The organism is Aquimarina sp. TRL1 (genome assembly GCF_013365535.1).
GTDB lineage: Bacteria > Bacteroidota > Bacteroidia > Flavobacteriales > Flavobacteriaceae > Aquimarina > Aquimarina hainanensis.
Genome location: NZ_CP053590.1, coordinates 3,451,624 through 3,473,079, shown reverse-complemented (window position 1 = coordinate 3,473,079; position 21,456 = coordinate 3,451,624). Strand labels below are relative to the sequence as shown.

Genomic DNA, 21,456 nt, shown 5'->3' with positions numbered 1-21,456 from the left:
AGATGACACTTACAGAATGGTTTATATTTTTCTTAATAGTTCAGGTTATTCATTTTTTAGGAACCTGGAAACTCTATATTAAAGCAGGAAGAAAAGCTTGGGAAGCTGCAGTTCCCGTATACAACGCAGTCGTCCTCACCAAAATTATAAATCGTCCATGGTGGTGGGTCATCCTCCTGTTTATTCCGGTGATTAATGTAATCATGCTTCCGGTAGTATGGGTAGAGACTATTAGAAGTTTTGGTCAAAACACTACAAAAGATACGATTCTTGTTGTTGCCACTTTAGGCTTCTACATCTACTATGTAAATTACATGCTCGATGTAACCCATATTGAAGATCGAAGTCTGAAACCTAGAACTAATGGAGGAGAATGGGTTAGTTCTATATTATTTGCAGTAGTTGCTGCGACAATCGTTCATACGTACTTCATGCAACCTTATACAATTCCAACCGGATCTTTGGAAAGAACATTACTCGTGGGAGATTTTCTTTTTGTAAGTAAATTTCACTATGGAGCCAGAACCCCTATGACGGCAGTCTCCTTCCCTATGGTTCATGACACAATCCCGGTAGTCAAAACAAAATCGTATACCAGCAAACCTCAATATCCATATTTCAGGTTACCTGGATTTCAAAAAATAAAAAGAAATGACATCGTTGTATTTAGTTGGCCTATAGACACTGTTCGCTATTTTAGAGATCCTTCTGGTATACATGTACATAAGCCTATCGATAAAAAATCGAATTATGTAAAGCGATGTGTAGGAATTCCAGGAGATTCTTTATCCATCATTGATGGAAAAGTCCATATCAACGGAAAACCAACACAATTACCCGGAAGAGCAAAAGTACAGTTTAGTTATAATATCAAAACAAAGAGTGGATTTAATCCCGCAGTACTTTACGAAAGATACAAGCTGATCTATGGAAAAAACATCTTCCCTGTCAATAAAAGTGGAGACTATTTAGTAGTAGAATTGACCGAGGAAAATGCAGCAAAACTGAAAAACCACCCTCATGTAACTGCAGTAGAACGTATTATCGCCAAAAAAGGACAGAAAGACACTGGAATTTTCCCAAATAATAGAAAAGTACACTGGAACACTGATAACTTCGGTGCCATTTACATTCCTGAAGCTGGTAAAACGGTAAAAATGGATCTTCAAAGCTTCTCTTTATATCGCAGAATTATCGAAGTATATGAAGGTTCTGAAATGGGAATTGACAATAAATTAAGTGTAAATGGAACACAAGTATTACTGAATGGCAATCCAATAGATTCTTATACATTCAAACAGGATTATTACTGGATGATGGGAGACAACCGACACAATAGTGAAGATAGTCGTGTTTGGGGATATGTTCCTGCAAATCACATTGTAGGGAAACCTGTATTTATCTGGATGAGCTGGGATTCCAATGTCAAGGGACTATTCAATAAAATAAGATGGGAGCGTCTTTTCACAACTGTTGGAGGAGATGATACCCCCAGATCGTATTTCTATTACTTCCTGATCTTAGTTGGTGGCTGGATTGTATTTAGTAAAATAAGAAAGAGAAAGAAAAACGCATAAAATATACGAAGCACATTTTATTATATCGCACTATTCCTCTGCTGCATAAACACATGAGAGATTAGATAAAATAATTGTTACCTTCTCAGAAAAACACTCACATTCTGATGGTCGAATAAAATGTGCTTCTTTAATCTTTGTATTTTTTAGAGAATTGAAAAAGATAATCTTACATCCTATGTATTTTGGAACTATAGCACAGTATAGTGCTATAGCTCAGGCGAAGGAAATCATTTTTGAAAATGAAGATAACTTCCAAAAACAAACCTATAGAAACAGAATGCATGTTTATGGTGCTAACGGCAAGCTTCTTTTGAGCATTCCTACAAAACACAATAAGGACATTGGAAGAAAAAAATACAAAGACATCCTGATTGAAAATGATTTTGCCTGGCAAAAAAATCACTGGAAATCATTAGAATCTGCCTATAGAACTTCTCCCTTTTTTGAATTCTACGAAGATGACATTGCTCCTTTGTTTCATACAAAGAAAGATTTCCTTTTGGATTTTAACTACGAATGCATAGATGTAATCACTGATTGTTTACAGCTAGATTATGCATATACAAAATCCACTTCTTTTCTAGCAGAAGATACTGCTGATACTATTGATTTACGTTCCCTTGTAAACGCGAAAAAAGAAACAAGCTTCCAACAAGCCCCCTATACGCAGGTCTTTAATGAGAAACACGGTTTTATTCCTAATCTATGCATCCTAGATCTTCTATTCACAGAAGGACCTAATGCATTACATTATTTAGAAAACCAACCGATTATCCCATAATGACACGTTTTCTAATCCATTATGGTTGTCATTTTATCATCCCTGTATTTTTTGCACTTATATGGTATCCAAAAACATGGAAAAAAACATACCTTATTTTTTTAGCTGCCATGCTGATTGATCTCGATCACTTATTTGCTAATCCTGTATTTGACCCTAACCGATGTAGCGTAGGCTTTCATTACCTTCATACATACATCGCTATTGGTTCATATTTCGTATTAACCGCATTTAAAAAAACCAGACTCATAGGTTTTTCTCTATTGTGGCATATACTCACAGATCAAATAGATTGCTGGTTGATGTAAGCTATGACACGCGAAGAAGATCACAGTTTTACACTTGAGAATATCGGGAAATGATCTGAAAACTCTCTTGTATCACTTTTAAAACTCAATACCTCATACTCCTCAGGAACTAATATAAAGTCTATTCTGGCCGGGAATAAATCAAACTTAAACGTCTTACCAAACCCCTCTCCTGCTTCTTTATATGCATCTTTCAATCCTTTTGATTTGATTTTTTCATATACATACGAATAAGCTGTATTATTAAAGTCACCCATAATAATATTTTTATAAGGAGAAGCTGACATATGCGTCATTAATTTCTCTGCCTGGGTTTGTTGCTTTTTAAACGACACCTGAATACTCCTTAATAACTTATCCGAGTTTTCTTCGTTGAGATCCAAATCCTCTATCTGCGAATTCAGCTTATGAGATTGTAAATGCACATTATAAACCCGTACAGTATCATTCGGTATTGCTATATCCGCAAAAATGATGTTATTCGCTGTATTTTTCAGATTTAGTGATCCTTTGTGAACAATTGGATATCTGGTATAAATAACCAGTGCCAATTCTCCGTTATCATTATTGTAGATTTGATACTTATGCGCATACTGACTAAAATCTATATCCGGATTATCGTAATATTCCTGTGCGCAAAAAATATCTGGTTTTACCTCTTTCACCAACTGAGAAATATTTACAGGTATTGAATCTGAGTCGATCCAGCGAAAACGATTAAAACTATGCACATTATAACTAAGCAAAGAAAGCGAGTTCCCTGCCTCTTCTTTCACTTCTTTTCCTTTAATTTTATACAAAGAGCGCACATGAGACACCCCTAACAGCAATACAATCAACGACAACAATAACTTTCGCTTGAATAAAATTGCCCAATACATAAAAAAGAGTACGTTGATAACGATCAGAACAGGAACTGCCAAACTAAGAACCGACAATAACGGAAATGTCTTAGGAGAAACATACGGCAATAAATATGACAATAACAGCGTAAAAGCTGCTATTGAATTCACAAAAAAAATAATTTTATTGAATAGTTTTCTCATCCCCTATTCTTTCCCTGCTTTAAACAAAAGATCTTTTTCTTTTTTAGTCAAACTCTCGTACCCACTCTTACTTATTTTATCCAAAATCGCATCTATTTCTTTTTGATTTGGACGTTCAGCTCTTGAGCTTCGAGAAGTATTTTTAGATGTTTTATGAGTTTTGTGCACTGTTTTTAACGGACTTTTCTTTTTCGGTTTAAAAAAGCTTACCAAACTATCCATCCATTTCTCAAACCAAGCTCCAATATCATTTCCTTTCTTTAATTGCAACGCATAGATATATCCAAAAAGAGCCCCTCCTAAATGAGCAAAATTACCTCCTGAATTTTCCATAGTAGGAATACTTATAATATCCTGCATCACAAAAAACAAGGCAATCCACCAAAAACTAATTTCTCCTAAAAAAAACAATCGTACTTTCAGATGCGGGGCATAGCCTACCACAACAAACATCACAGCCATAATAGCTCCTGAAGCACCTCTGAGGTTGTTTGCCGATATCGATTCAAAAAGAGGAAACACTCCATATGCCAATGAAAACAGAACAGCCCCACAAACGCCTCCAAGCAAATAGACCGTCAACAAACGTTTTCCCGAAAAATAAGTACTAAAAAATCTAGCAGAAAAATGAAATACTATCATATTCAACAAAATATGCCATAATCCTTCATGAAAAAACGCATAACTAAACAGTGTCCATGGCTTTATCAACAATTCCGAAACTTCTTGCGGAAATGCCAGCCAGGTATTCAAATCAAAAGCTTTTACCTGAAATAAACGCAGTGACGTATTTATCAAATGATAACACACAAAAATGATTAGATTGATTGCTATCAGTCTTTCTGACATAGACGCCAGACTATACTTACGCTTTAAATCATCGAGTAGCGCCATATTAGTTCCATCTATTTTGATTAAAAGAATTCTTTTTCCAGTACCACATAATAATAAACCCTAATACTGCTCCCCCGATATGCGCCCAATGCGCAACATTCGAAGGACCTAAAATTGCCTGCCCCGTGATTCCTGCATATAGATCCAATAGAAAATAGCCTCCGATGAGATATTTTGCTTTTATCGGAATAGGGATAAACATAATATACAAGGGTAAATTCGGATATAGTACCGCAAAAGCTGCCAGTACTCCAAAGATGGCACCAGAAGCTCCCACCATAGGCGTTTGATACGATGTAATCATTGTATTAGTTACTTCTTGTGGAATCTGCGGATACACACTAAATCGCCCTTTAGCTAATGCATCTTCTATAAACTTAATAACTTCTGCGTCAGATAAGCCTGCATCCATATAAGCCTGATATCCTGGCATAAACTGAAAATAGGTAAAAAGAATCTGAAATGCAACCGCTCCTAAACCTGCTGAGAAGTAAATGAACAAAAACTTATTCTGACCAATGGTATGCTCCAAATGACTTCCAAACATATACAGCGCAAACATATTAAAGAAGATATGCCCCGCACTCCCATGCATAAACATATGAGTAAGCAACTGCCAAATCTGAAAACTTGAATTTTTAGGAAACCACAAGGCAAATAAATTATACGCTGCATCCCCCAGGGTCAGCGAACCTATAAAAAAAATGATATTAATAATCAAGATGGTTTTTACCGTATCTGTAATTCTTCCCATATTTTTCTAAAACTTCTTATCTATTTCGTCTAAGGTTAACGTGATGAATGTAGCCTTATTATCTGGTGTTACGGAAGGTTCCGTACATGCAAAAAGACTATTAACAATGTGCTGCAACTGCTCTTCTTCCAGATTCACTCCTGTTCTGACCGCAATACTTTTAGCCATAGACCTAGCTAATACATCTGTCTGAGAGAATCCACTATCCGGCACTTCATTTTCTAAGTCCCCTATCAGCTGCTCTAACAATACAGAAACTTCACTTTCTGTTACAGCTGTAGGAATTCCTTTAATCTCTACTTCTTCTTTTTTTATTTCCCCAAAAACAAAACCTGTATTTTCTAATTGTTCTTTTATTGTTTGTAAGGTTTCTACCTCCTGAATAGAAAATGATAACTGAAGAGGAAATAACAATTGCTGACTTACTGCATTTGCCATAGTAATATCTTTCAGTAACTCTTCGTATAATATCCGCTGGTGTGCCCGGTGCTGATGGATAATAATCATACCACTTTTGATCGTAGTAACAATATATTTTCTCCTTAATTGATAGGTCGCATTGGTATCCTGCGAAGTTACTGTATCATTTTCAAAAAGAGAACCTGTTACAGCAGTACTTTCATATTGTATAGAAGATACTTTCTCTTCTTCTCCGGATGACTCAGCTGCTTCTACATTTTCCAATCCCACATATAAATTCTCCCAGTCGGCTGTTTTCTCTTTTTTGAACACAGGGAAGGAACTCTTTTCTGTATTCTTCGAAAAAGAAGACGATTTTGTCACCGGCTCCGATGACGATGTATGTTGAACAGAAGAAAAAGATCCCTCTTCTTTAAATGGATTAAAACTACGATCCACTTCAATAACCGGATTTTTGATCGCCTTATCCTTATATTCATACGGAGTATCCATGGAAGCATCTCTATCAAAATCCAATACTGGAGCTACATTAAACTGTCCTAAGCTATGCTTAATAGTAGATCGCAACATTGCATATAAAGAATGCTCATCATCAAATTTTATTTCTGTTTTTGTAGGATGAATATTAATATCAATAGATTTTGGATCCACCTGCAGGTAAATAAAATAACTCGGATGTGTTTTTTCTTTTAGCAGTCCTTCAAATGCAGAGTTCACCGCATGGTTTAGGTATGCACTTTTTATAAAACGATCATTTACAAAAAAGAATTGCTCTCCTCTGGTTCGTTTAGCAAACTGTGGTTTTCCTACAAAACCAGTGATCGTTACCAAATCAGTTTCTTCTTGTATTGGCACTAATTTTTCATTGGTTTTTCCTCCAAAAATCCGAACGATACGCTGGCGTTGATTAGACCCTGGCAAACTAAACACCTCTGTATTATTGTGATACATTTCGAATTTAATATCCGGGTGTACCATAGCTACCCGGTGAAACTCATCAATAATATGCCGTAATTCTACTGAATTAGATTTTAGAAAGTTCCTTCTTGCCGGAATATTATAAAACAGATTTTTAACACTAATTGAGGTCCCCTGAGGTGTAACACAAGCTTCCTGAGCAATAACTTTACCTCCTTCAATTTTAATTTCTGTTCCTACTTCATCTTCTGCTCTTGCTGTTTTTAATTCTACATGGGCTATCGCCGCTATAGAGGCTAGCGCTTCTCCTCTAAATCCTTTAGTAGTGAGATCAAAAAGGTCTTCTGCTTTTCTTATTTTGGAAGTTGCATGACGCTCGAAACTCATTCGCGCATCCGTAACACTCATCCCCACTCCATCATCAATAATCTGGATCAGGGTTTTTCCTGCTTCTTTTACAATTAGTTTTATACTGCTTGCCTTCGCATCAATAGCATTTTCCAGAAGTTCTTTTACCACTGAAGCCGGGCGTTGCACCACTTCTCCTGCGGCAATTTGATTCGCTACATGGTCAGGTAATAATTGAATAATATCAGACATCTATCGTCGCGCACTAAAAATGGATAAATCAAAATCTATTAAATACAAAAAGATAAAAATCAATATCAGCGCTATATAGATAACACGCCTATTAATTTCTCTATTTCCTCTATGGCGACTTGCTTTTCTGGCTTCCGACCATTGCGCACCAAAATCGCTAGAGTTGGTAGTTTCACGATATTTTACAATCCTGTTTTCAAAATCATAAATATTCCCCTCGCTCTTGCCTTTGTAATATCTGGGGGTATAATTAAACCTTCTGTTTTCTTTCTTTTTTAGGATATTTACTTTCATGCGCTACTCCTCTCTTTTTTGTATGATTCAAATATACTCAAAAAGCATTGTTTTCTAAAGGATTTAGAAACACAATACCTTGTGAAATATTAACAACAAGGATAATGCCGCATTTGGTATTCTACCACCAAAATTGAATTAAAACGTAGCTTCTTTTCTCAACTGTGCCATTTTTATAGCGGCAATTGCTGCCTCCGTTCCTTTATTTCCATGTTTTCCTCCAGAACGATCTATAGATTGCTGTAATGTATTATCAGTCAACACACAAAAAATAACCGGAATATCCCCCTGTATATTTAGATCCTTAATCCCATGGGTAACTCCTTCGCACACATAATCAAAGTGCTTCGTCTCTCCCTGTATCACACTCCCAATAGCAATCACTGCATCGAGCATATCATAACTTTCTCTCATCTTTTTGCATCCGTAGATAAGCTCAAAACTCCCTGGAACATTCCATCGGACAATATTATCCTTAAGAACTCCACAATCTGTAAGTGCATCAAAAGCCCCCTGAAATAACCCCTCTGTTATTGCATCATTCCATTCTGAAACAACAATCCCAAACCGAAAGTCCTTCGAATTTGGGATTGTTGCTTTATCGTAATTTGATAAATTTTTATTTTCTGTAGCCATATATTTACTCGGTCATCGAGATTTGAATGTTTCGGAATATAATTTCCGAAATTAAAATTCATATCTATGTAATACCTCATGTCATGTATCTCTACAAATGAGGATCTACTACATTATTTTCTAATTAAGCATAGCTTCTGCACGCCCTAAGTGTACATCTACCTGATTTGCTTCTATACTTTTAGAAAACTCTTCTTTTATTCTATTTAAATGAGTGATAGCTACATCAGCTTTTCCTAATTCAATTGCAGTAATTGCTGATTTTAATAAAAACCTAGGTGCTGTGTAGTCATTACTTTTTGACTTTGCTGCTTTTTCATAGTATGATAACGCATCGTCTAATTGTCCTAGTTCAGAGAAAGAATCTCCTATAACCCCAAGAGCTAAAGGTCCTAACACTTCTCCTCCTCCATCAAACTTATCCAGATGATCAATTGCTTTTTGATATTCTTTTGTTTTCAAATAACAAACACCTGCATAGTAGCTTGATAAGTTTGCAGCTTTTGTCCCTCCGTATTCTTCAATAATACTCAAGAATCCGTACTGCCCATTACTTCCGTTTAATGCTAGATTAAAAAGAGAGTCACGAACGGCTGTATTTCCTGTCAAGGCATCATCAAAGTACTTCTGAGCCTGAAACATTTCATTGGCTGCTGTTTGCTCTTTTGGTTCTTGAATAAACTTTTGAAAACCAAGATACCCCAATACTACTATTGCAATAGCTCCAACTACCATAAAAATATATTTCTGATTGTTGGCTACCCACTCTTCTGTTTTGGAGGCTCCTTCATCTAAAGTATTAAAAACTTCAGCAGTAGTCGACTGCTCTTCTACCTGTTCTACTTCTTCTACTTTATTCTTTGGTTTATATCCTCGTTTTTTATAAGTTGCCATGAGTTTAGTTTTAGGTAAGCGCAAAAATAAAATTTTTATTCATAATTAAAAGCGAAAATATTTGATATTTTTCAATATTTTGCGCTCGTAATTTAAATACTTCACAAAGGTTCTTATCTTTTGAATGTTAAAAATTTATGATTCTAAAATCCCTGTCCTTATTAAATTATAAAAATTTTGAGTCGATTAATTTTGATTTTGACGAGAAGATAAACTGCCTTGTTGGGAATAATGGGGTTGGAAAAACAAATGTTCTGGATGCCATTTATCACCTGTCTTTTGGTAAAAGCTACTTTAATCCTATCACGAGTCAGAATATAAAACACGGAACTGATTTTTTCTTAATCGAAGGAGCATATCAAAAAAATGAACGTGATGAAAAAGTTACGGTAAGTACCAAAAAAGGACAAAAAAAAGTCATTAAAAGAAACGGAAAGACTTACGATACTCTTAGCGAACATATAGGGTTTCTTCCTCTGGTAATTATATCACCTGCTGATAGAGACTTAATTTCTGGAGGTAGTGAAGGACGACGTAAGTTTATAGATGGGGTAATTTCTCAGAGTGACCCTACCTACCTAACGACCTTATTAAAGTATGCGAAACTCATTTCACAGCGTAACTCTTTACTAAAGTATTTTGCTGCTAATCATACATTCGACGCAACTACGCTCGACATCTATAATCAGCAACTTCATGAGTACGGTTCTATTATCCACGAAAAACGCACTAACTTTTTAGAGATATTTACGCCTATCTTTATTAACAGATATGAAATGATCAGTTCTGGAAAAGAAAAAATAGCATTGCATTACCAAAGTAAACTCTCTGATAAACCACTACTCGACTTATTGGAGGAAAATATAGCAAAAGACAGAGCACTACAATACACAAGCGTGGGTACCCATAAAGATGATTTATCTTTTGAAATTGAAGCGTACCCCATTAAGAAGTTTGGAAGTCAGGGACAACAAAAGTCTTTTCTAATTGCTCTTAAATTAGCCCAATTTGATTTTATAAAAAAAGAAAGTAATGTCAACCCATTACTTCTATTAGATGATATTTTCGACAAATTGGATGAAAAACGAGTAGAGCATATCGTAAAACTAGTCGATGATCAAAATTTCGGACAGTTATTTATTAGTGATACTCATGCAGAAAGAACGGAGACCGTTGTCAAAAGAATTTCTCAATCGTATAAAATCATCAAACTATAGCCTCCTTATGACATTCAAATCAATACTCCCTACCAGCGTACAATACCTTTTTGCTATATTCCTATTGGTATTCAGTAGCTGTTCCCGGAAAAACCCTGAAGACTTAATCCCTTTTATTAACGGTTATTGGGAAATCGAACGGGTAAGGTTGCATGATGGTTCTCTAAAAGAATATGGATTCAACCCCATTGTAGACCATTTTACTATTGAAGGACTAAAAGGGATGCGTACAAAGCTAAAACCTCGATTAGATGGTACTTTTGTCCGAACCAATCCCGGAGAACCTATCGAGCTAAAAATAGAAAATGACAGCCTGTTTATCTATTACCAAAAAGCAAATTCCCCGTATAAGGAAACTGTTATTTCTGCCAAAGAAAATGAGATTGTCCTCAAAAATGCTATTGGAAATACGTATTTTTACAAACCTTATAAAAAGATTGTAATACAACCATGAGCAAACGACAGAATGATCATCAGTTACTGAAAGATGTTCTCAAGGATTTTGTAAAAAGCAATAATCTGGAGAATGGTCTGGACAAAGTAAATGTACGGGACGCCTGGCAACAGGTCATGGGAAGTGCTATTAATAAATATACCCATACCATCACACTGGAGAAAAGCACCTTATATATAGGACTCACCTCATCAGTGTTAAGAGAAGAGCTTAGTTACGGTAAAGAAAAAATTATTTCTAACCTGAATGAAGCCCTTAGAAAAGATCTGATAAAAAAGATTGTACTTCGATAATTTTGTTAGGCTATACTTTTACAAGATTGGAAATACCGAATATTATTACGGACAATATTATGCCACTACAGGCAAACCACTTGTAAAAAGAAGTGCTGCTAATAAAAGAGTTTTTTTACAATCATTGGGATATAACAAAATTCCATATGGCTATGAAATTGATCATATAAAACCTTTATCTGAAGGAGGTACAGATGACCCAAGTAATATGCAGTTACTAACCATTGAACAACACAAAAGAAAAACAGCGCGAGAAAGAGCCAAGAGAAGCAACTCTTCTTACCCAGTCCTAAAACAAAAACAGTATTCAAATTCAACTTATCATAATAGACACAACACTTCTTCTATTTCGAATTCAAGTTACTTAGAAACTGATCTCAAAAAACAAACCATTTACACTGGAAAGAACGGAGGAAAATCCTACATAATCAGCAATGAAAAAAAAGTATATCTAAGCCCTAAAAAAAGGACATCCAACAGGTATTACTCATCTTCCTCCTACCCAATCCCCACCTATTCAACTCCAAACAATTCATCGAGAAGAACAATTCTAACCGGACCAAGAGGAGGAAAATATTACATTAATTCCAATGGAAATAAAACATATATAAAGAAAAAACACCAAACAAAATTACCTAACTATAGATAGTAGGGGTTGTTACATAGAAATGAATTGTAACTATAAGTAAATTCTTACTGGTATTTCTCCCTTTTATCAAACAACCTTTATATTTCTACTCAAATTTAAAAACATCATATCTTTTTCGTCAAAAAAATACATTTATACAACTCTTCGACTGTTTTTATTCATTGATTCCTTTTTTAACAAAACTTTCACCCGTTAAAAGAATTAAATCCCTTTCATTTTCTGTACTTTAAACTCCTATACAGTCTAGTTTCCCCTTACTTTAAGTATACTGCACATCATGAAACATACACCTCTTCATCAATCGACCAATACTCTTTTTTGGGCAGATCACCTAAGGGTTTTTGCTACAATCAGCGTCATCTTATTACATGTCTCTGCTCCTATTTTATACGAATTCAAAAAAATTCCAGATAACCTTTGGTGGGTTGGTAATATATACGATGGGGCTACCCGTTTTTGTGTTCCTATTTTTTTTATGCTTACGGGGGCGTTATTATTCCGAAAAGAATATTCTTTGACTACTTTTCTAAAAAAACGATGCTACAGAATCATTCCTCCTTTTCTTTTCTGGAGTTGTATCTACATAGCCTATGATTTTCCTTACCATAAATTGCAATGGGATTTTTCATCCCTTATATTAGTGTTCAAAACTATATTTAGCAACTTATTAAGAGGTAGTGAATATCATCTTTGGTTCGTTTACGTGTTAATTGGTATCTATTTATTAATCCCTATCCTAAGTAAATGGATAAAAAATGCATCAAAAAAAGAAATACAGTATTTTCTAGTCATCTGGGGAATCACAAGTCTTATTGACATTCCTGGAGTTCGTGAGTACATCCGCTTTGTTGACCTAAGAAATTTTAGTGGCTTTATTGGCTATACTATACTGGGATACTACTTATCCGTTTATAAAATCTCTAATAAAAACATCTGGTATATTTTTCTGGCAATAGGTAGTGCCATCACTATTATTGGTACTTATTACCTAAGTGAAAAAAATAACAGCTTTACTAATTATTTTTACGGGTATCTCACATTTGATACAATCTTATGCGCTACCGCTATTTTTATCCTCTTTAAAAAAGCTGTCATTACCAATCCGAAATACCAAAAAGTGATTCACAGTCTCAGCAAGAAAAGTTACGGAATATACTTATGTCACATCCTCATTCTTTCTCTATTAAGCTCATTCAATATTGATTGGAAAATATGTCACCCAAGCATTAGTATTCCTGTTGTAACAATTTTGTGTTTTACGATCTCTTCTCTTCTTATTTTTTTCATAGGAAAAATCAAAAACACCACTTATATTACCGGGTAAAAAACATCCTTGTTACTCAATGAATATACCCCATTCCTTTTATAGTAAAACAAAGCAACAACAGCGTTTTTTTATATTCAAAATCATATGCCTCGCCTTGCTTTGTTTCTTCATAAGTATCGTAATCGCTTATGCTACTACCTTATATTTTTTCCCTTTTATTATTCTTCCTGTCATTATTTCGATCATAGCCCCTTTTATAGATGTTCCTTCATTAAAGGCTACTAAAAAAATCACCTACTACGCCCCTCTCTTTATTGCAGAAAAAGAAAAGAATAAACGTATCAAAATTCATGGTGGAACTTTGTTAGATTATTGCTTTACTATCAATAAAAATTCCAATGCAAGAGAACGAACCCGTTTTATTCTATACAATTATATTGAAGGGCTTCTCAAATTAGTTGAAGAACTGGAAACGAATTCAAAAACGCAATACATCATTCAAGGTACATCGTATATTATCAACGAGCGAACAGCTAATAAAATCGGATTAAAACGCACAAAACAAGATGGTATCCAATTGCTTATTTTACTTTTCAACTATCCCCTGCTCACCCTTACCTATTCTATTACCAAAACGAAACTCAGTTTCCCAAACTATAGAACAGTTGCCACTTATGAAGGAAAGGTATCAGATATACTGGTACATAAAAAATCCCTGCTGTTATTACGAGACAAACTCTCCTAAAAACAAAAAACCACCTCTAGCAGGTGGTTTCGATATAATTAAAAACAGTATTTTATTAAAACTGCTCTCTTCCGGCAAAATGAAATGCTCCCTCAATAGCAGCATTCTCATCGCTATCACTACCATGAATAGCATTTTCACCAATAGAAGCAGCATATTTTTTGCGGATAGTACCTTCTGCAGCCTCTTCAGGATTTGTAGCACCGATTAATGTTCTAAAGTCTTCAACTGCATTATCTTTTTCTAAAATTGCAGCTACAATTGGTCCGCTAGTCATATATTCAACCAACTCTCCGTAGAAAGGACGCTCACTGTGTACTGCATAAAAAGCCTTTGCATCATCCGTAGTTAATTGTGTAAGTTTCATCGCTACAATTCTAAAACCTGAAGCAGTAATTTGCTCAAGGATTGCTCCGATATGTCCATTTCTTACCGCATCCGGCTTAAGCATTGTGAAAGTTCTGTTTGTTGCCATTTTTATGTCTTAATTTGTATAATTTTCAGCTCTAATTAATAAAGAGCAATAATCAATGATTATTAAAATTTATTTTTTGCAAAAGTATGTATAATGATTATAAAAACAAGAGTTATCTATAGTAAAGTACACTTCATTTATAAAAAACGGGGACACATCTCTTTTTGACATACTATCAATGTATATAGATCATACAGAACTCTCTTTAAAATTCAAAAAATATCATACCAACCAACTGGCTCAGACTACATACACCTAGTCCCTTTTTAAACGATACATTTCGATTTCAGCACAAACTCCAAAACATTCTCCCTCTATCATCACGTAAACTCTCTCGAGGAAAATCCACGAAGCATTCGTCAGAAACAATTTTTTAATTTTAAAGCAAGTCTTAGGATATTATACTCTTTGGCGACACCAATAAAACCAAGGGAACTGATTGCAATAATAATACACAAAAACAGATATATTATATTTATAATCCAGCGACTCTTCTTTCTATCGATTGTACAAAACAGGAAGCTTTACCCCTCTCCATAAGGCTGTTGAGTTTTTTCAAAAAAAGTCTTAAATATGTACTATTTCAACCGAATTAAAGATGGTTTTTCTTAAAATTAAACGAACAAAGGATCACAAAATATTTATATATTGTATATTCGCTTCCTTATGAATGCAGATGAAATATTAGAAATCAAGGAGCTTTTATCTACTCCAAAAAAAATCGTTATTATCCCACATAAGAATCCGGATGGAGATGCTATTGGTTCTACATTAGGGCTATCACTCTATTTAAAAGGATTAGGTCATGATTCGACAGTGATCACTCCTAATGATTATCCCTCCTTTTTGAAATGGATTCCCGGGGAAGAAACAATTCTTAAATATGAGAATGAAACAGATGCATCTCAAAAATTGATCGAAGAAGCTGATATCATATTCACCCTGGACTTTAATCATTTCTCAAGAACCGGAGACATGGAAGCTTTTCTGGAAAAACAAGCGACTACTTTTATCATGATTGATCATCATCAGCAACCTGATGATTATGCTACGTATACTTATAGTGATACAAGTATGAGTTCCACCTGTCAAATGGTATATCATTTTATTGAACAACTCGGTGATACAGAAAAAATAAGTCCGGAAATAGCTACCTGCATTTATGTAGGTATTATGACTGATACCGGATCATTCAGATTTAGATCTACTACCAGTACTACTCATAAAGTAATTGCAGCCCTCATCGATAAAGGAGCAGACAATACTGCTATACACGAACGTATTTATGATGCCAATACCTATTCGAGATTGCAACTACAGGGTGTAGCACTAAAGAACCTAAAAGTACTACCAGAATATAAAACAGCTTATATTACCTTATCTCAAAAAGAGTTAGATGACCACCAATTCAAAAAAGGAGATACAGAAGGTTTCGTAAATATGGGATTATCTCTGGAAGGAATTATCTTTGCTGTGATTTTTATTGAAAACAAAGGAGAAAATATTATAAAAATATCCCTACGCTCAAAAGGAGCGTTCTCTGTAAACCAATTTTCCAGAAATCATTTTGAAGGAGGAGGTCACCATAATGCTGCCGGAGGAAAAAGTAATCTTAGTATGGAAGAGACGGTTGAGAAATTTATTAATATCTTACCGTCCTATAAAACCGAATTATGCGATTAACGACCATTCTCTTATTATTTTGTCTGGGTATTGCTACAATCTCATGTAAGACTCCGGAAGCCAGAAGACCTCTCAGTACTTCTTCGGGTTCTTTTATGAGCGAATCTATTCATAGAAACAAGGAACTATCTGCCAGAGAAGAAGCACTCATCCTCAAAATCATCGCCCTCGATAGTACCAATACCTACATTGCTTCTGAAAATGGTTTTTGGTATTATTATCAAAAAAAAGACACACTTACCAACCGAACTCCTAAGTTTGGAGATGTTGTTCGTTTTACCTATAACCTAAGTGATTTGAACAATACTATTATTTATAGCGAAAAAGAATTAGATACTGTCACCTATGCAATTGATAAGGAAGAATTGTTTTTAGGTCTTAGAGAAGGTTTAAAGCTCATGAAACAGGGAGAAAAAATAACATTTCTCTTTCCCTCATATCAGGCATATGGATATTATGGGGATGATCACAAGATTGGGACAAATATTCCGTTAAAAGCAGAAGTAACATTAAACTCTATAAAACAAGAATCAACAACAAAAAATTAATACTTAACACAAAAAATGAAAAAACTAAATCTTTTATTGTTAGCACTTATCACAATTGCTTTTAGTAGCTGTGAAGACAAATACCCGGATTTGGAAAACGGTTTATATGCAGAAATCATTACCAACAAGGGAACCACTGTTGCCAAATTACATTATAATGAAACACCGCTTACAGTAGCGAACTTTGTTTCTCTGGCAGAAGGAACCAATACAGCTGTAGATAGCACTTATAGAGGAAAAAAATACTACAACGGTATCATTTTCCACAGAGTTATCAAAGACTTCATGATTCAAACCGGAGATCCATTAGGAACCGGAACCGGAGACCCAGGGTATAAATTCCCTGATGAGTTTGTAGATTCTCTTACACATAACTCTAAAGGAATCCTTTCTATGGCGAATTCTGGTCCTGCTACCAATGGTAGTCAATTCTTCATTACACTAAAAGAAACTCCATGGCTAAATAAAAAACATACCGTATTTGGAGAAGTTGTTATTGGTCAGGATGTGGTAGATAGCATCGGAGTAGTAGAAACAGCTCCTGGGGATAAGCCTAAATCAGAAGTAAAAATGCTAGAAGTAAACATCATCAGAAAAGGAGACGAAGCAAAAGCTTTTGATGCCACAAGCGTATTTGATGAAAAACTAAAAGCATTAGAAGAAGAAAAAAAGGAGAAAGAGCGTATCGCTAAAGAAAAGCAAGAAAAAGTTGCTGCTAAATACAGTGAACTAAAAGGAAAAGCTAAAAAACTGGAAAGTGGTCTTGAAATCTTAGTACTTACTGAAGGAGAGGGAGAGAAGCCAAAACCAACAGATTTCGTTAACATCAACTACCAAGGATTTTTCGCTACCGGAAAAATATTCGACACGAATATTGCTGAAAAAGCAAAAGAGCACGGAATATTTGATGAACGTAGAGCGGCACACCCTAAAGGATATGCTCCTATGGAAATGCCATATTCTCCAGAAGCACAAATGATCCCAGGATTCAAAGAAGGAGTACAACAATTAAACGTTGGAGATAAAGCTATTCTTTTTATTCCTTACCACCTAGGATACGGGGAAAAAGGAAGAGGTCCTATTCCTCCTAAGACTGATTTAATCTTTGAAATTGATTTAGTTAGCATTGTTAACAAAACTCAGGAAGAAGCTCCTAAATAAGATCGTAAACAACCTTATATACATAAAAACGTCCGTTGATCAACGGACGTTTTTTTATGAAGAGATCCTCTGAGTTTATCAATTCCCCCAGAATAAAGAAACCTTTTTCTTATTTTTTTACAAATGTTTTATTAATTGTTTTTTCGGGAGTTACTACACTCACAAAATACATCCCCGCAGGTAAATATTTCACACTATAATCCATTTTATAAGAATAAAGTTTTGCCTTTTCAATAGTATTTCCCAATACATCTCTGACAATGAATATTGTCTTTACTTTCTCATCATATTGAGGATAATATAAGTGCACTACAGAAGAACTAACCGGATTCGGATATAGTATCAGCCCTGTAAATTCATTTCCTTCTTCCTTTTCAGTAAACGCATCGTCAAAAGAGTCTTTCTGGGTATTTCCTTTAGCAATAGATATTATTTTTATATGATCAATTGCCATATCACTACTCCAGCTATTGCCGGTAACCCCCTTTATCTGTAACTTAATCACTGTTCCCGCATAATTAGACAAAGCGACAACTGCCTGATTCCAATTAGATCCCTGACTTCCTGATCGGGACCAAATAGATGTATATGTATTTCCATCATCCGTACTCAATAATACTTCCATCTTCCCCATTGCATTTCCTCTCATATGATACCCGAACTCCAACGAATAATTACTCCCTGCACTTAAGTCAATACAGTCACTGGTCAGTAAAGCTACTTTATTAGGATTTCCCACGGGAGTGGTATTAGAAGACGCTTCGGTATAAAGATAATAAGCTCCTTGTTGCCCCGATGAGGGACCTGTACCAAATGAAGGGGTTCCTCCCGAATCTCTGGTCCACTGAATATCATCTCCTAGCTCATTTGTCCACATACCTAAACCTGTTTCAAAACTTTCTGTGTAAGGAAAAACACTTACTCCAGAACAAGAAGGGGTCGCAGTTGTTGTTACATTAACCACATTACTATTTCCCGAAATATTTCCTGCTGCATCTGTAGCTCTTACATAAAAGCGATAAGCTGTAGTAGGCGAAAGCCCGACAACCTGATAAGAACTGGACGCTGAAGTTCCCACTTTTACTCCATCCTGAAATATGTCATACCCAGTGACTCCTACATTATCCGTAGATGCTGTCCATGAAAGAAGTATTGAATTAGAAGAAACAGAGGAAGCCATTACTGCCGTTGGAGGAGTTGGTGACTCATTATCTGGTACCATTTCTAAAATACGAAGGTTATCCAATGCCATATCACTACTCCATCCACTCCCTGTAACACCTTTTATTCTCAGTTTAATAACCGATCCGGCATATGGAGACAAAGAAACCCTTGCCTGATTCCAGTTACTTCCCTGAGTTCCTGTTTTTGACCAAAGTGATGAATACGTTACTCCATTATCTGTACTCACTAATAATTCCATGGTTCCCATAGCAGTCCCTTTCATATGATATCCAAATTCCATCGAATAATCTGCTGTTCCTTTTAGGTCGATACATGGGCTATCCAAAATAGCTACTTTATTAGGACTCCCTACCGGGCTTACATTAGTAGAGGCTTCTGTATAAATATAATAGGCTCCCTGTTGTCCCGATGAAGGTCCCGTTCCTGTAGAGGGAGTTCCTCCTGAATCTCTGGTCCATTGGATATCATCAGTAGTTGCGTTTACCCAAACGCCAAAGTCTGTTTCAAAGCTTTCTGTATACGGAAATGAAGTTACTCCAGTACATGCTGGTGTTGCTACAGTGGTAACACTAACTGTATTACTATTGGTCGATACGTTTCCAGCACCATCTTTCGCCTTTACATAAAAACGATAAGTGGTTAACGGGCGAAGCCCGGTAACAGTATATGCCGTATCCGTAGAAGTTCCTACACGAACTCCGTCCTGAAAAATCTCATAGGATGTCACTCCGATATTATCCGTTGCCGCGTTCCATGAAAGTGCTATCGTAGTTGAATATACTCCAACTGCGGTTACATTTGTAGGAGGTGTTGGAGGTATCGTATCTGGATTTGTTTTAATTCCATTTATCACCAAAGAAAAATCTTGTGAATTATTACTTAGTGTTCCTTTATGTGTGACCTCAATTCGGTACGTCCCTGCTGGTAAAACGGCATCAATTTTCTCTACATTGTCTCTAAAGTTATCTCCTTTTTGTGCAGGGTCAGTATAATTATCATAGGTTGCATTGGGAACCATCACCCAAGGAAAATAAGTATTATTCCCTCCTATAACCCTAAGATCCAAATCATTTACTAATGCCAATGCATTTCCCGAAGTTGGGGTTCCTGCCGGATCATTCCACACTACAGTAACTGCCAAAGGAGTTCTTCCATCAGAAGTAATTGACCGAGTATATGTTCCCCCAGAGCGAAGTCTAGTCTCTTCGATAACAGCTGCGGCTCCATTATTGGTAATAACTGCTGCAGCTCTTTCTGCATTTACCAATCCCCATCCTCCTCTAAAGTCAGGACCATCATGAGCTCCTATTTCATCTGCCGTACCTATAACAAGTGCTTTTGCGGTAGCAGCTTTCATATATACTCCGTTTTTACTTTTGTAATACTGCTGCAATAAGGCAACAGTCCCAGCAGTAGCAGGAGTAGACATCGAAGTTCCTGTTTTAGAACTATAACTGGTATCACTAATAGCATCTGATGAATATACATCTACTCCATTATTGGTAATATCAGGTTTTACTCTCCAATCTTTAGGAGGTCCATAGGTACTGGAACTTGCCATAGTTACCGATGTTGGTCCTGTATAATTAGGTACATCATTCGCATTGGCAACAACAAATAAATTCTTAGCTAATTGGTTTCCATATATAGATCCATATCTTCCTCCGTTATTTCCTGCTGATTTGCAATGTAGATAGAACGGGGCATTATAGGCTACATTATCCATATCTCTGGCATTATCATCATACAAACCATAAGGACCAATTGGAGAATTTGAATTATTTGCCAGGATTCCTCCGGCAGCCGCAAAACTGGCAGCTTCTGCGACCATTCCTGTTGCAGTATAACTTTTTAATGTTGCCTCTGAAGCAAATCCTCTAGCTGCTGGAACAATTCCTTTGGCAATTAGCGTCCCTCCTGTATGGGTTCCGTGATTCGTTGGCAAAGCCCCATCTCCATTAGAGGTACTTCCTCTGAGCTCCTGATGGGTTGGACTGGCTGCACCACTCTCCCAAACACCAATTTCGATCCCTGAACCTGTTAGATTTAATCCCGTACTTCCTCCTCTCCATATCTTATTCGCCCGACAACTAATCGCAGCATCGACATTATCATCATAAGCATATACCGGATTTCCTTGTTTATCAAAAGAATACAAGACTCCCAGAGCACCATCTTTATTAGTTCTGCTTAGGGGGATTTTTTGTTTAGTAGCCTTTGTAAAATTATTTTTGAGCTGACGCTCTGACTGTTCAATAATCTTCTGTAACGCTTGTACGTTTGTCTGTTGTTTTATTTGCTCTCTATCTGCTTTATCCTGCGCTGTGACGAAAATCGAAAACAGTAAGAAAGCCAACAAAACATTCTTTTTTGTAATCATAAGTTGAGTTTTAAAAGTTAAAAAAATTGTGTGTATATAAGTTAGTGAATTACCCCGAAGTAAAAACACGAGGTATTCGTTTGAAACAAATTAGTAATTTCGGGGTAAAATGTAGATCAAACTTTGTGATTTCTTCTAAGCCAAGTCTACAAAGCATGATACAGGAAATAAATTTTAATTTCTTAGCAAACCAAAACATCAAAGACTTCCCTAATAGGTAAATAGTATCTGCATTTTTTTCTTTGCATGGCAGCGATATAACAAAACAATGCTG

21 protein-coding genes are annotated in these 21,456 nt (G+C 35.8%); 12 read left to right on the top strand and 9 right to left on the bottom strand.

The annotated features are described in order from the left end of the window. Positions 1 to 2: 2 nt before the first annotated feature. The 3 genes from lepB (at position 3) to HN014_RS14075 (ending at position 2,669) form a co-directional block, all read left to right on the top strand. On the top strand, positions 3 to 1,577 hold the full coding sequence (lepB, locus tag HN014_RS14085) for a signal peptidase I (protein WP_176029492.1): 1,575 nt from the start codon (positions 3 to 5) through the stop codon (positions 1,575 to 1,577). A 178-nt stretch (positions 1,578 to 1,755) separates the two neighbouring features. Continuing rightward, positions 1,756 to 2,361, top strand: a complete 606-nt coding sequence (locus HN014_RS14080) for a WbqC family protein (protein WP_254884010.1) — start codon at positions 1,756 to 1,758, stop codon at positions 2,359 to 2,361. Then, positions 2,361 to 2,669, top strand: a complete 309-nt coding sequence (locus HN014_RS14075; protein ID WP_176029490.1) for a DUF6122 family protein — start codon at positions 2,361 to 2,363, stop codon at positions 2,667 to 2,669. The genes HN014_RS14080 and HN014_RS14075 overlap by 1 nt, the downstream gene beginning before the upstream one ends. A 20-nt stretch (positions 2,670 to 2,689) precedes the next feature. Here HN014_RS14075 and HN014_RS14070 read toward each other — a convergent pair whose 3' ends face one another. The 7 genes from HN014_RS14070 to HN014_RS14040 all read right to left on the bottom strand — a co-directional run bounded on the left by HN014_RS14070 (position 2,690) and on the right by HN014_RS14040 (position 9,125). After that, positions 2,690 to 3,682, bottom strand: a complete 993-nt coding sequence (locus HN014_RS14070; protein WP_176029489.1) for an endonuclease/exonuclease/phosphatase family protein — start codon at positions 3,680 to 3,682, stop codon at positions 2,690 to 2,692. A 36-nt stretch (positions 3,683 to 3,718) separates the two neighbouring features. Then, positions 3,719 to 4,609, bottom strand: coding sequence for a rhomboid family intramembrane serine protease (locus tag HN014_RS14065; RefSeq protein ID WP_176029488.1), 891 nt, complete (start codon positions 4,607 to 4,609; stop codon positions 3,719 to 3,721). Position 4,610: 1 nt separating this feature from the next. Continuing rightward, positions 4,611 to 5,363, bottom strand: a complete 753-nt coding sequence (locus HN014_RS14060; RefSeq protein WP_176029487.1) for a rhomboid family intramembrane serine protease — start codon at positions 5,361 to 5,363, stop codon at positions 4,611 to 4,613. A 6-nt stretch (positions 5,364 to 5,369) separates the two neighbouring features. Next, a complete protein-coding gene (gene mutL / locus HN014_RS14055; protein ID WP_176029486.1) occupies positions 5,370 to 7,301 on the bottom strand; it encodes a DNA mismatch repair endonuclease MutL in 1,932 nt (643 codons plus the stop codon). Next, the gene (locus HN014_RS14050; protein WP_176029485.1) at positions 7,302 to 7,595 is read right to left on the bottom strand and encodes a hypothetical protein; all 294 of its coding nucleotides are present in this window, start codon (positions 7,593 to 7,595) and stop codon (positions 7,302 to 7,304) included. A 138-nt stretch (positions 7,596 to 7,733) separates the two neighbouring features. Next, positions 7,734 to 8,231, bottom strand: coding sequence for a 6,7-dimethyl-8-ribityllumazine synthase (gene ribH / locus HN014_RS14045; protein WP_176029484.1), 498 nt, complete (start codon positions 8,229 to 8,231; stop codon positions 7,734 to 7,736). A 120-nt stretch (positions 8,232 to 8,351) separates the two neighbouring features. Then, positions 8,352 to 9,125, bottom strand: a complete 774-nt coding sequence (locus HN014_RS14040) for a tol-pal system YbgF family protein (protein WP_176029483.1) — start codon at positions 9,123 to 9,125, stop codon at positions 8,352 to 8,354. A gap of 137 nt (positions 9,126 to 9,262) precedes the next feature. On the opposite strand from HN014_RS14040, the gene HN014_RS14035 reads away from it, so the two are divergent. The 6 genes from HN014_RS14035 (at position 9,263) to HN014_RS14010 (ending at position 13,750) form a co-directional block, all read left to right on the top strand. Continuing rightward, complete coding sequence (locus HN014_RS14035; RefSeq protein ID WP_176029482.1) at positions 9,263 to 10,342, top strand: DNA replication/repair protein RecF; 1,080 nt, start codon at positions 9,263 to 9,265, stop codon at positions 10,340 to 10,342. Between the two features lie 7 nt (positions 10,343 to 10,349). Continuing rightward, the gene (locus HN014_RS14030) at positions 10,350 to 10,796 is read left to right on the top strand and encodes a lipocalin family protein (RefSeq protein ID WP_176029481.1); all 447 of its coding nucleotides are present in this window, start codon (positions 10,350 to 10,352) and stop codon (positions 10,794 to 10,796) included. Continuing rightward, the gene (locus HN014_RS14025; protein ID WP_176029480.1) at positions 10,793 to 11,089 is read left to right on the top strand and encodes a DUF721 domain-containing protein; all 297 of its coding nucleotides are present in this window, start codon (positions 10,793 to 10,795) and stop codon (positions 11,087 to 11,089) included. The genes HN014_RS14030 and HN014_RS14025 overlap by 4 nt, the downstream gene beginning before the upstream one ends. Beyond that, complete coding sequence (locus HN014_RS14020) at positions 11,076 to 11,738, top strand: HNH endonuclease signature motif containing protein (RefSeq protein WP_176029479.1); 663 nt, start codon at positions 11,076 to 11,078, stop codon at positions 11,736 to 11,738. The genes HN014_RS14025 and HN014_RS14020 overlap by 14 nt, the downstream gene beginning before the upstream one ends. Positions 11,739 to 12,015: 277 nt before the next feature. After that, complete coding sequence (locus HN014_RS14015) at positions 12,016 to 13,062, top strand: acyltransferase (protein WP_176029478.1); 1,047 nt, start codon at positions 12,016 to 12,018, stop codon at positions 13,060 to 13,062. Positions 13,063 to 13,081: 19 nt separating this feature from the next. After that, entirely contained in the window at positions 13,082 to 13,750 is a 669-nt protein-coding gene (locus HN014_RS14010) for a hypothetical protein (protein ID WP_176029477.1), read from the top strand. 55 nt (positions 13,751 to 13,805) lie between these two features. On the opposite strand, the gene HN014_RS14005 is transcribed toward HN014_RS14010, so the two are convergent. After that, entirely contained in the window at positions 13,806 to 14,225 is a 420-nt protein-coding gene (locus HN014_RS14005; RefSeq protein ID WP_176029476.1) for a nucleoside-diphosphate kinase, read from the bottom strand. Positions 14,226 to 14,891: 666 nt separating this feature from the next. Here HN014_RS14005 and HN014_RS14000 point away from each other — a divergent pair. Genes HN014_RS14000 through HN014_RS13990 form a run of 3 tightly spaced genes read left to right on the top strand, consistent with a single transcriptional unit; the run spans position 14,892 to position 17,617 of the window. Beyond that, positions 14,892 to 15,908 carry a bifunctional oligoribonuclease/PAP phosphatase NrnA gene (locus HN014_RS14000; RefSeq protein ID WP_176029475.1) on the top strand — a complete coding sequence of 339 codons (1,017 nt, stop codon included), beginning with the start codon at positions 14,892 to 14,894 and terminating at the stop codon, positions 15,906 to 15,908. Continuing rightward, positions 15,899 to 16,456, top strand: coding sequence for a gliding motility-associated peptidyl-prolyl isomerase GldI (gldI, locus tag HN014_RS13995; protein ID WP_176029474.1), 558 nt, complete (start codon positions 15,899 to 15,901; stop codon positions 16,454 to 16,456). Before HN014_RS14000 ends, gldI begins: the two co-directional genes overlap by 10 nt. A 15-nt stretch (positions 16,457 to 16,471) precedes the next feature. Further along, entirely contained in the window at positions 16,472 to 17,617 is a 1,146-nt protein-coding gene (locus tag HN014_RS13990; protein WP_176029473.1) for a peptidylprolyl isomerase, read from the top strand. Between the two features lie 109 nt (positions 17,618 to 17,726). On the opposite strand, the gene HN014_RS13985 is transcribed toward HN014_RS13990, so the two are convergent. Next, positions 17,727 to 21,182 (bottom strand): S8 family serine peptidase, encoded by a 3,456-nt coding sequence (locus HN014_RS13985; protein ID WP_176029472.1) that lies wholly within the window; start codon positions 21,180 to 21,182, stop codon positions 17,727 to 17,729. Positions 21,183 to 21,456: the final 274 nt, after the last annotated feature.